Source organism: Caulobacter sp., assembly GCF_049283275.1.
In the GTDB taxonomy this organism is placed as follows: Bacteria; Pseudomonadota; Alphaproteobacteria; order Caulobacterales; family Caulobacteraceae; genus Caulobacter.
In genome coordinates this window covers 1-9,401 of sequence record NZ_JBAPVS010000233.1, presented here as the reverse complement: position 1 = coordinate 9,401, position 9,401 = coordinate 1, and the positions used below count along the sequence as shown (strand labels likewise).

Here is a 9,401-nt window from a genome sequence, read left to right as displayed (position 1 = left end):
GCGGTGGTCTATATGGGCCTGACCACGGCCGGCCCGATCGCCGAGCGGCTGATCGCCGCCGGCCGCGCCGCGACCACCCCGGCCCTGATCGTCGAGAACGCCAGCCGCGCCGACGAACGCCGCATCCTGACCACCCTGGCCGGCCTGGCGCGCGCCACCGAGGGCCTGAAGGGCCCGGCGCTGCTGATGGTCGGCGAAGCCATGGCCATGGCGGAGGTCGGCGTTTCCGACCTGGCCGCCGCATTCATCCCCCAGTCCGCGAGCCTGCGTTCATGAAAGCTGTCACCGCCAACCGCCTGAGCGACGGCGAAGTCGTGTTCTGGAAGGCCGGCGCCTGGGTCGAGGGGTTCGGCGACGCCGAGCTGTTCGACGAGAGCCGCGACGCCGAGGTCGAGGCCGCCGTCGCCAGGGGCAAGGCCCAGCCGACCGTGATCGTCGATCCCTATCCGATCGACCTGGCGCCGGTGGAAGGCGGCCTGGCGCCGGTCAGCTATCGCGAACGCATCCGGGCCCTGGGTCCGACCAACGAACCCACCCACGGCAAGCAGGCCGTCGGCGGCGAGGTGATCGAGGCGCTGCGGCACGCAGCCGGCGCCGCGCGATCCACCGGCCGCGTCGATCTGATCCGCAGGAAGTAGCCGACATGTACCTGTACGATCCCATCGACCGCGAATTCCTGACGGACCGCTCCAACGAGTTCCGCCATCAGGTGGCCCGCCGCCTGGCCGGCGAGCTGACCGAGGACCAGTTCAAGCCGCTGCGGCTGATGAACGGCCTGTATCTGCAGCTGCACGCCTACATGCTGCGGATCGCCATTCCGTACGGCTCGCTGAACGCCCGCCAGGCCCGCCGCCTGGCCTGGATCGCCCGCACCTACGACAAGGGCTACGGGCACATGACCACCCGTCAGAACATCCAGTTCAACTGGATCAAGCTGAAGGACGCGCCCGACATCCTGGACGCCCTGGCCGAGGTGGACCTGCACGCCATCCAGACCAGCGGCAACTGCATCCGCAACGTCACCGCCGACCCCTATGCCGGCGCCACGGCCGAGGAGATCGACGATCCGCGCGTGTGGTCCGAGATCCTGCGCCAGTGGTCGACCCTGCACCCCGAGTTCAGCTTCCTGCCGCGCAAGTTCAAGATCGCCATCACCGGCGCCCTGACCGACCGCGCGGCGGTCAAGGTGCACGACATCGGACTCATCTTGCGAAAGGGCCGTGACGGCCAGATCGGCTTCGAGGTGATCGTCGGCGGCGGCCAGGGGCGCACGCCCTATGTCGGCCCGACCATCAAGTCGTACCTGCCGGCCGAGCATCTGCTCAGCTATGTCGAGGCGATCCTGCGCGTCTACAACCGCCACGGCCGCCGCGACAACATCTACAAGGCCCGCATCAAGATCCTGGTCGCGGCCCTGGGCGCGGAGGAGTTCGCCCGCCAGGTCGAGGAGGAGTGGGGCAAGATCGACCACGCCCGCGCCAACCTGCCGGCCAGCGAACTGGCTCGCGTTCGCGCCGCCTTCGCCCAGACCAACTTCGAGACGCTTCCCGCCGTGTCGGAAGGTTTCGAGGCCGCCCGCGCCGCCAGCCCGGCCCTGCAGCGCTTCGCCCGCAACAACGTCAAGCCGCACAAGCAGCCCGGCTACGCCATCGTCGAGGTGTCGCTGAAGGCCATCGGTCAGACGCCGGGCGACGCGACCGCCGAGCAGCTGGACGTCGTCGCCGATCTGGCCGAGCGCTACAGCCTGGACGATCTGCGCGTCACCCATGCCCAGAACCTGGTCTTGCCGCATGTGAAGCTGGACGACCTGCCCGCCGTGCACGCGGTGCTGGAATCGGTCGGCCTGGCCACCGCCAACATCGACCTGGCCAGCGACATCATCGCCTGCCCGGGCCTGGACTACTGCGCCCTGGCCAACGCCCGCGCCATCCCGATCGCCCAGGACATCGCCCGCAAGTTCGCCGATCCGGACCGGGCCGAGAAGGTGGGCGAGCTGAAGATCAAGATCAGCGGCTGCATCAACGCCTGCGGCCACCACCACGTGGCCCACATCGGCATCCTGGGCGTCGACAAGAAGGGCGAGGAATTCTACCAGCTTTCGCTCGGCGGATCGGGGGCGGAAGACGCGTCGATCGGCAAGATCCTCGGCCCGGGCCTGTCGGCCGACAAGGTGGCCCCGGCCATCGACGCCCTGGTCGAAGCCTATCTGCACATCCGCACCGGCGAGGAGCGCTTCCTCGACACCTATCGTCGCGTCGGCCTCGAGCCCTTCAAGGAGGCGGTCTATGCCCAAGCTGATTAAGCTCGTCGGCGACCCCAGCCACAAAGACTTCGGCGCCCAGTGGGCAGAGGACGCCTTCACCCATGTGGCCGACGAGGACGCGCTGCCCGAGGGCGACGTGATCCTGTCCCTGGCCCGCTTCCAGGCCGAGGGCGAGATCCTGCTGTCCAACAGCCGCCGGGTCGGCGTGCGGGTCGAGGCCGACCAGGAGGTCGAGGCCCTGGCCTATGACCTGCCGCGCCTGTCGGTGGTGGCCCTGGCCTTCCCGAAATACCGCGACGGCCGCGCCTACACCTCGGCCCGCCTGCTGCGCGAGCGCCTGGGCTTCACCGGCGAGGTGAGGGCGGTCGGCGACGTGCTGCAGGAGCAGGCGGGCTTCATGGTCCGCTGCGGCTTCGACGCCTTCGAACCCAATGACGGCGCGACGCCGGAGGCTTGGACCAAGGCCGCCCATCGCTTCCGCCATGTCTATCAGCGCGCCGCCGACAACCGGGTGGTGGCGTTCGAGGAAAGGGCTGTCTGATGGCCTATGATCAGACCACGACGGAGCTCGAGCCGACCGCCGTTCGCCAGCAGCCGACCACCGCCGACCTGGCGGCGCGGCTGGACGCCGAGCTGCGCGACGCCCACCCGCTGACCGTGTTGCGCAAGGCCTACGAGACCTTCGGCGACAAGCTGGCCCTGGTCAGTTCGTTCGGCGCGGAATCGGCGGTGCTGCTGCACCTGGCCAGCCAGGTGTCCAAGGACATCCCTGTGCTGTTCCTCGACACCGGCATGCTGTTTGGCCAGACCCTGGACTACCGCAAGAGCCTGGCCGCCAAGCTGGGCCTGACCGACGTGCGCGACCTGCGGCCGGCCTATACCGACCTGGCCGTCACCGATCCCAAGTCCGACCTGTGGCGCACCGACACTGACGCCTGCTGCCACATCCGCAAGGTGCTGCCGCTGGATCGAGCCCTGGGCGAGTTCGCCGCCTGGACCACGGGTCGCAAGCGCTTCCACGGCGGCGACCGCCTGCGGCTGCGCGTGGTCGAGGAGACGCAGGGCCAGATCAAGTTCAACCCGCTGGCCAACTGGGGCAAGGCGGAGCTGGACTCCTACGTCGCCGAGCATGACCTGCCGGCCCACCCACTGGTCAGCCAGGGCTTCCCGTCGGTCGGCTGCTGGCCTTGCACCAAGCCGGTGGACGACCCCAACGCCGACGTTCGCGCCGGCCGCTGGGCGGGCCAGGACAAGACCGAATGCGGCATCCACGTCGCCCGCGCGCCAGGCGCGGCGCCGAACGTGGGCGAGGGGATCTAGAGCCCGCGACGGCGCGTCAGCCGACCAGAGCCGCCAGGCTCGCCGCGGTCGCGCGTCCCTCTTCGACAAGCCAGGCGCGGAACCGCTCTATATGCCGTCGGCCTTCGATGTCGGTGCGGAAACGGGCGTTGAAGCCAAACTGGCTCCAGCGGCCCACCGCGACCGGGTACGGCAAGGCGATAAGGCCCGTCTCCAGCTTCTCCTGGATCAGGGCCAGGCCGCACAGGGTGACGCCCGCATGGGCGGCGACGGCGTCCAGCGCCGCGCTGATCCGCTGGAACCGCATTCCGCGTTCCGGCGCGGGGCGGGCCACAGCATTGGCCTCGACCCATTCAGGCCAGGACAGACCGGCGGGGTCGTCCTTGTAGAAATCCAGATGGAGCAGCGGGAAGCCCTCGAGGCCGGCGGTCAGGGAGACGCGCTCGACGTTTTCCCGCGAGGCGATGGGCAGGACGTAGTCGTGGAACAGCAGGTCGCTGAGCGTATCCTCCCGAGCCGCCCCGAAGCTGATCTCGCAATCGACGCCGCCGAGGCGTCGCGGCGCATCGCCCTCGCCGTTGACGCTGAAGAGAATGTTGGGATGAGCGGCCTTGAAACGCTCCAGGCGGGGATTGAGCCACAGTTCGGCGAAATCCGAGGCGGCCGCGATGTGGATCTCACGGCCGCGCTGCAGCTCGAGTTCATGCGCCGTCGTCTCAAGGGCTTCGAAGGCTCTGTGCAGATGCGGCAGGGCGGCGGCCAGGCCGGGCGCGGGGCGCACGCCGGCGCGTCCGCGCAGCAGCAGCTCGACGCCCAGATAATCCTCCAGCGCCTTGACCCTTTGTCCGACGGCGGCCGGCGTGACGCCGAGATCGGCGGCGGCCAGTGCGAACGAACCGTGGCGAACCGCCAGTTCGAGCGCCTGGAGCGAGCGGAGGAAGATCGGCGCGGCCATGCCTCTATCCTAAGCAAAACCTTTAGCCAGGGCGAGAAGGTTTAGATTGTACGCGGTGCGGGCCGGCGCGATGTTGTGGTCATTCCAAGGGTGATGCGAGACGGCGCCATGGTCCATCTCAAGCGTTACCTGGTCGAGCGCGAGATCCCCGGTGTCGGCGGCATGTCGATCATCGAGCTCTGCGGGGCCGCCCGCGCGTCGAACCAGGCGATCGAAAAGATCGGCCGCGATATCCAGTGGCAGCATAGCTATGTCGCTGGAGACCGGACGTTCTGCATCTATCTCGCGGATGGCGAGGACACGATTCACGTCCACGCCGAGCTGAGCGGTCTTCCGGTGACCTCGATCACCGAGATTCCGCAAATCATCGACCCGACCACCGCCAACAACTGAACGGCGGCGAGCTCACCCGTCGCGGCCAGCGCCCGAAGGGGGCGCCTCGCCGCGCGAGGAGAGAACCTATGATCCAAGACCTGAGCTACGAGCGGCTGCTCGAAACGTCCAAGCGCGTCAATTGGCGGCTGGAGGACATCATCGGCGACGACAAGCCGATGGATTTCTCCAAGCCGTTCCTGCCGGAAAGCTTCGCCCGCACAGCGCCGCTCGATTTCCTCACCCGGACCGAGCGCCTAAAGCTGAACCAGATCCGCGCCTTCGGCTATCTGGCGATGTTCGAACTGGTGGAGCGCTGCATCCTGCCCATCATCGAGGATCTGGCCCCGTCCAAGCCGGGCCAGGATCCGCACCGTAGGCCGGCGCTGGTCCAGTTCGCGGCCGAGGAGGCCAAGCACATCGAACTGTTCGTGCGATTCCGGCGCGCCTTCGTCGAGACCTTCGACGTGTCGTGCGGCTTCATCGGGCCGGCCGAGGACATCGGCGCGGCGATCCGCGCTCACAGCCAGCTGGGCCTGGCGCTGTTCGTCCTGGGCATCGAGTGGTCGACCCAGCGCCACTATGTGGAAAGCGTGCTCGACGACGAGGAGCTGGATCCGCAGTTCAAGAGCCTGCTCAAGCATCACTGGCTGGAGGAGTCGCAGCACGCCAAGCTGGACGCGCTGGTCTTCTACGAACTGGCCGCCCGCGCCAGTTCCGAGCAGATCGATCAAGCGGTCGAGGACTTCCTGGACATCGGCGCCTTCCTCGACGGCGGACTGGCTGAACAGGTCCAGCTTGATCTGGCGAGCCTGGAGGAGGCGATCGGGCGCACGCTCTCGGTCGTCGAGCGGGGGGCCTTCGTCCAGAACCAGCATCAGGCGATGCGCTGGACCTTCCTCGGCTCGGTCATGACCAACGAGGGCTTCCTGAAGGCGGTGGAGCAGGTGAGCCCCGATGGTCGGGCGCGCTTGGAAAGCGTCGCGCCGGCGTTCTGCTGAAGCCGCTGGCTCGAACGCCTATTCCGACGGGGGGCAGCCCTTGAACTCGCCCACCTTGGTCACCGAGAGGGTGGCGAGATTGAGGGGCATCAGAGGCTTCATCGATGAGCGGCCTTCGCCGCTGAACAGGTCCAGCCTCTGACCCTTGATCGCGCCGCCGACGTCGGAGGCGTACCAATAACCGTCGTGCTTGTCGCCGTTGGGCATCGGCAGGCCGACGGTTTCCTTGATGAACACCACGGTGCGACGTGGGATCACGGTCTTGTCGACAGCCAGGGTGCGCATGGCCACCACCTTGCAGCCCAGGCTGTCGAGGGCGCGAATGCCCTTGGCGCCGGCGTGGTAGAGCGTGGCCTTCATCTTGTATTCGACCGAGCCGGGCATCGTGCCCGTCAGCGCGCCCGTGATCAGATCGCCCAGGGGATCGGACTTGGAGTCCGAGTCGGCGGCAAGGGCGGGGAGGGCGATGGACATGGCCGCGACGGCCAGAAATCCCGCAAACGTGCGTCGCATCGAGGGGTTCCTCTTATCGGCGTAGGTGTCGGTCGGCGGCCTGATTACTAAGATCACGGGGCCGTGACAACCCACTTGCGGGCGACCCGATGCCGCGCTGCACCCTTAACGGCCGTGGTGGGCGCTATCGTTTGAAGCGCAAAATGGTTCCAGGACGGGCGGCATCCCCAGGCTGGCAAGGGATTGCGTGCTGCCGCTTGCGGGCCGGTGCGGCGCGCTCTGGCGGTCATCGCCCGGGTGGCATAAACCGGAGTCGTCCACGGCTTTTGTGGCGATGCACACGTCTTGGGCAGGTCCGGCGGGCCTGGCGAGTCGCGATCGCCCCAGTGCTTGGAGCATGGCCGTCGGAGCCGTCAGTTCGTTGGAGCGCGCATGAAGCCGTCTATTCGCCCTTCTTTGGGTCGCTTGTTCACCAGTGTCGCCCTGGTCGCCGCCCTGGCCGCCCCCGCGGCCCCGGCCTTGGCCTGGGGCGCCCACGGGCACCGCTTGGTCGGCGTGGTCGCCGCCCAGAGCTTGCCCAGCGATCTTCCGGCCTTCCTGCGCACCCCCCAAGCCGTCGCCGCGATCGGCGAATACGCCCGCGAGCCGGACCGCTGGAAAGGCTCGGGCAAGATCCACGACACCGACCGTGACGCCGCCCACTTCCTCGACGTCGACGACGAGGGCAGAATGTACGGCGGCCCCAAGTTCGCGCTGGAAACCCTGCCGCCCACCCGCGCCGACTACGAAAAGTCGCTGGCGGCGGTCGGCCACGACAGCTGGAACGCCGGCTATCTGCCCTACTCGATCATCGACGGCTACCAGCAGCTGGTGAAGGACTTCACTTACTGGCGCATCTTGAAAGCGGTGTCGAAGACCGAGAAGGACAAGACCAAGAAGGCCTATTATGTCGCCGACCTGAAGCGGCGCGAGGAACTGCTGGTCCGCGACCTGGGCGTCTGGGCCCACTACGTCGGCGACGCCAGCCAGCCTTTGCATTTGAGCGTGCACTACAACGGCTGGGGCGATTACCCGAACCCGAACGGCTACACCCAGAGCAAGGCCACGCACGGCAGCTTCGAGGGGCCGCTGGTCAAGGCCGTGGCCACCAATGCCGACGTCAAGGCGCTGGTGCCGCCCTACAAGGACTGCGGCTGCACGATCGAGGCCCGGACGGTGGCCTATCTGAGCACCACGGTCAGCTTCGTCGAGCCGCTGTACAAGCTGGAGAAGGAAGGCGGCCTGGTCGCCACCGACCCGCGCGCCAAGGCCTTCGTCGACGCGCGCCTGGCCGCTGGCGCGACCGAGCTGCGCGACATGGTCGTCGACGCCTGGAAGGCCAGCGCCACGGGCAAGATCGGCTATCGTCCGGAGATCACCGTCGACGACATCGTCTCCGGCAAGGCCGATCCGTGGAACGACCTCTACGGCAAGGACTGATCCCATGCTGGCGTTCGACGCGCCCCAACCGGGTCTGGAATACAAGCACCGCTGGGCCGCCTTCGGCATCGCCGAGGGCGCCAACGGGACGATCGCTCTGGTCGAGGTGCGCAAGCCCAGTCGGCCGCCCTATTTCGACCTGCCGGGCGGAGCGGTCGACGGCGACGAGGACGAGCATGCCGCGCTCATTCGCGAGTTCGGCGAGGAGACCGGCCTGGTCGTCGAGGTCGGGACGCGGGTGATCGAGGTCAGCCAGCCGTTCCTGAAGTCCGACGGCCAGCCTGTGTGCAACAACGGCGGAATCTATGTCGTCCGGATCGCCGGCGAGCGGCCGGAACTGAAGGTCGAGGACGACCACACCCTGGTCTGGCTGGACCCGCGCGACGCGGTGGTGGCGCTGAGGCATGACGCCCACGCCTGGGCCGTGGCGGCGTGGTTGCGGCGGGGCTAGACTCTACTTCAGCAGGGCCTTGGCCTTCTCCGGCGCGACCTGGTCGAAGATCAGCTTCAGGTGCGCGTCCTTGGCGTGGTCGTTGTGCAGGTCCCAGGCCAGGGACACCGGCAGCTTCAGGCGGCCGCCGTCGGCCAGCTTGGCCACCAGGACCCGCCAGGAGAAGCCGTCGCCGGGATCGCCCAGCGGGTCTTTGAACTCCAGCGGCGCGGGATCGCGCAGGCGGAAGGTCCGACCCTCGTGAGCCTCGAACCAGGCGATGTCGGCCTGGGCGACCGGATCGACGGCTGGGGCCAGCTTGCCCTTGAGATTGCGGACCATGGCGGCCTCCTGAACGAGAGCGGGGTCTCTAGCGCCTTTGGCGTGACCTTGCCATCCCGGTGCTTCCCCCTCCGTCGCCTGCGCCGACACCTCCTACAGGGGGGGAGGAATAAATATATCCGGGTAATATTGACTCCATAAAATACCCGGGTAAAAAGCTGCTCATGGAAACGACGAACAATCGACGCGCCTTGGTGCGCGACTACAAGGAGCGCGAGGTCCGCGCGGGGATCTACGCCGTGCGTTGCGCCACGACCGGCGAGGTCTGGATCGGCGGCACGCCCGACCTGTCGACCCGCCAGAACGGCGTCTGGTTCGCCCTGCGGACCGGCGGCCACACCAGCCCGACCCTGCAGCAGGCCTGGAACGCCCATGGCGAGGCGGCCTTCGGCTTCGAGGTGCTGGAGGTCCTCGACGACAAGGGGCTGGAGCGGCTGGGCCGTGCCTCGCTGCTGGTCGAGCGCCGCGAGCATTGGCGCACGACCCTGCACGCCGAGGGGCTGCGGCGATGAGCGGTTATGTGGTGTTCGAGGGCGAGCGGCGGCTCGCGGCCGGTCCCAAGCTTGACGTGGCGGTGGCCGCCCAGGCGCGCCTGGGCGAAGCGCCCGACGCCGCGCTGCTGATCTTCGATCCCGAAGGCCGGCAGGTGGACTTCGATCTGCGCGGCGGACCCTGGGACATCGCGCTGCGTCTCGGCGAGGGCGACGCCGCGCCACGCGGCCGCGGGCGCCCCAAGCTGGGTGTCACGGCCCGTGAGGTGACCTTGCTGCCGCGCCACTGGGAATGGCTGGCCGCCCAGCCGGGCGG

At 68.2% G+C, this 9,401-nt stretch carries 13 protein-coding genes and 1 pseudogene; 11 read left to right on the top strand and 3 right to left on the bottom strand.

The features are described from left to right. From WAL33_RS13200 to WAL33_RS13180, 5 genes and pseudogenes are all read left to right on the top strand, one after another. Nucleotides 1-276 (top strand): annotated as a pseudogene (locus WAL33_RS13200) (hypothetical protein); the annotation flags it as partial. Continuing rightward, complete coding sequence (locus WAL33_RS13195; protein WP_422182008.1) at nt 273-638, top strand: DUF2849 domain-containing protein; 366 nt, start codon at nt 273-275, stop codon at nt 636-638. The pseudogene WAL33_RS13200 and the gene WAL33_RS13195, both read left to right, overlap by 4 nt. A gap of 5 nt (nt 639-643) precedes the next feature. Continuing rightward, on the top strand, nt 644-2,302 hold the full coding sequence (locus WAL33_RS13190; protein ID WP_422182007.1) for a nitrite/sulfite reductase: 1,659 nt from the start codon (nt 644-646) through the stop codon (nt 2,300-2,302). Then, the gene (locus tag WAL33_RS13185; RefSeq protein WP_422182006.1) at nt 2,286-2,804 is read left to right on the top strand and encodes a DUF934 domain-containing protein; all 519 of its coding nucleotides are present in this window, start codon (nt 2,286-2,288) and stop codon (nt 2,802-2,804) included. Before WAL33_RS13190 ends, WAL33_RS13185 begins: the two co-directional genes overlap by 17 nt. Then, the gene (locus WAL33_RS13180; protein WP_422182005.1) at nt 2,804-3,583 is read left to right on the top strand and encodes a phosphoadenylyl-sulfate reductase; all 780 of its coding nucleotides are present in this window, start codon (nt 2,804-2,806) and stop codon (nt 3,581-3,583) included. The genes WAL33_RS13185 and WAL33_RS13180 overlap by 1 nt, the downstream gene beginning before the upstream one ends. A gap of 16 nt (nt 3,584-3,599) precedes the next feature. On the opposite strand, the gene WAL33_RS13175 is transcribed toward WAL33_RS13180, so the two are convergent. Next, complete coding sequence (locus tag WAL33_RS13175) at nt 3,600-4,517, bottom strand: LysR family transcriptional regulator (RefSeq protein WP_422182004.1); 918 nt, start codon at nt 4,515-4,517, stop codon at nt 3,600-3,602. A 108-nt stretch (nt 4,518-4,625) separates the two neighbouring features. Between WAL33_RS13175 and WAL33_RS13170 the strand changes: the two genes are divergently transcribed. Both WAL33_RS13170 and WAL33_RS13165 read left to right on the top strand, forming a co-directional pair. After that, nucleotides 4,626-4,910, top strand: a complete 285-nt coding sequence (locus WAL33_RS13170) for a DUF4242 domain-containing protein (protein ID WP_422182003.1) — start codon at nt 4,626-4,628, stop codon at nt 4,908-4,910. Nucleotides 4,911-4,978: 68 nt separating this feature from the next. Beyond that, the gene (locus WAL33_RS13165; RefSeq protein ID WP_422182002.1) at nt 4,979-5,890 is read left to right on the top strand and encodes a diiron oxygenase; all 912 of its coding nucleotides are present in this window, start codon (nt 4,979-4,981) and stop codon (nt 5,888-5,890) included. 18 nt (nt 5,891-5,908) lie between these two features. On the opposite strand, the gene WAL33_RS13160 is transcribed toward WAL33_RS13165, so the two are convergent. Then, a complete protein-coding gene (locus tag WAL33_RS13160) occupies nt 5,909-6,403 on the bottom strand; it encodes a 3D domain-containing protein (protein ID WP_422182001.1) in 495 nt (164 codons plus the stop codon). Between the two features lie 372 nt (nt 6,404-6,775). Here WAL33_RS13160 and WAL33_RS13155 point away from each other — a divergent pair, with 372 nt between their 5' ends. Both WAL33_RS13155 and WAL33_RS13150 read left to right on the top strand, forming a co-directional pair. Then, nucleotides 6,776-7,822 (top strand): S1/P1 Nuclease, encoded by a 1,047-nt coding sequence (locus tag WAL33_RS13155; protein ID WP_422182000.1) that lies wholly within the window; start codon nt 6,776-6,778, stop codon nt 7,820-7,822. A 4-nt stretch (nt 7,823-7,826) separates the two neighbouring features. Further along, entirely contained in the window at nt 7,827-8,273 is a 447-nt protein-coding gene (locus WAL33_RS13150; RefSeq protein ID WP_422181999.1) for an NUDIX domain-containing protein, read from the top strand. A gap of 3 nt (nt 8,274-8,276) precedes the next feature. Here the strand turns inward: WAL33_RS13150 and WAL33_RS13145 are convergent, their stop codons facing one another. Beyond that, a complete protein-coding gene (locus WAL33_RS13145) occupies nt 8,277-8,594 on the bottom strand; it encodes a hypothetical protein (protein ID WP_422181998.1) in 318 nt (105 codons plus the stop codon). Between the two features lie 164 nt (nt 8,595-8,758). Here WAL33_RS13145 and WAL33_RS13140 point away from each other — a divergent pair, with 164 nt between their 5' ends. Beyond that, complete coding sequence (locus tag WAL33_RS13140; RefSeq protein WP_422181997.1) at nt 8,759-9,106, top strand: GIY-YIG nuclease family protein; 348 nt, start codon at nt 8,759-8,761, stop codon at nt 9,104-9,106. Beyond that, nucleotides 9,103-9,401: DUF2239 family protein (locus WAL33_RS13135; protein WP_422181996.1), on the top strand; the 299-nt coding region annotated here is incomplete at its 3' end. The genes WAL33_RS13140 and WAL33_RS13135, both read left to right, overlap by 4 nt.

Bases quoted from the DNA above. Each gene is read 5' to 3' on its own strand.
- WAL33_RS13160 (WP_422182001.1), bottom strand. From the start codon at position 6,403: ATGCGACGCACGTTTGCGGGATTTCTGGCCGTCGCGGCCATGTCCATC.
- WAL33_RS13145 (WP_422181998.1), bottom strand. From the start codon at position 8,594: ATGGTCCGCAATCTCAAGGGCAAGCTGGCCCCAGCCGTCGATCCGGTC.
- WAL33_RS13165 (WP_422182002.1), top strand. From the start codon at position 4,979: ATGATCCAAGACCTGAGCTACGAGCGGCTGCTCGAAACGTCCAAGCGC.
- WAL33_RS13155 (WP_422182000.1), top strand. From the start codon at position 6,776: ATGAAGCCGTCTATTCGCCCTTCTTTGGGTCGCTTGTTCACCAGTGTC.
- WAL33_RS13195 (WP_422182008.1), top strand. From the start codon at position 273: ATGAAAGCTGTCACCGCCAACCGCCTGAGCGACGGCGAAGTCGTGTTC.
- WAL33_RS13185 (WP_422182006.1), top strand. From the start codon at position 2,286: ATGCCCAAGCTGATTAAGCTCGTCGGCGACCCCAGCCACAAAGACTTC.
- WAL33_RS13170 (WP_422182003.1), top strand. From the start codon at position 4,626: ATGGTCCATCTCAAGCGTTACCTGGTCGAGCGCGAGATCCCCGGTGTC.
- WAL33_RS13180 (WP_422182005.1), top strand. From the start codon at position 2,804: ATGGCCTATGATCAGACCACGACGGAGCTCGAGCCGACCGCCGTTCGC.
- WAL33_RS13150 (WP_422181999.1), top strand. From the start codon at position 7,827: ATGCTGGCGTTCGACGCGCCCCAACCGGGTCTGGAATACAAGCACCGC.
- WAL33_RS13190 (WP_422182007.1), top strand. From the start codon at position 644: ATGTACCTGTACGATCCCATCGACCGCGAATTCCTGACGGACCGCTCC.
- WAL33_RS13175 (WP_422182004.1), bottom strand. From the start codon at position 4,517: ATGGCCGCGCCGATCTTCCTCCGCTCGCTCCAGGCGCTCGAACTGGCG.
- WAL33_RS13140 (WP_422181997.1), top strand. From the start codon at position 8,759: ATGGAAACGACGAACAATCGACGCGCCTTGGTGCGCGACTACAAGGAG.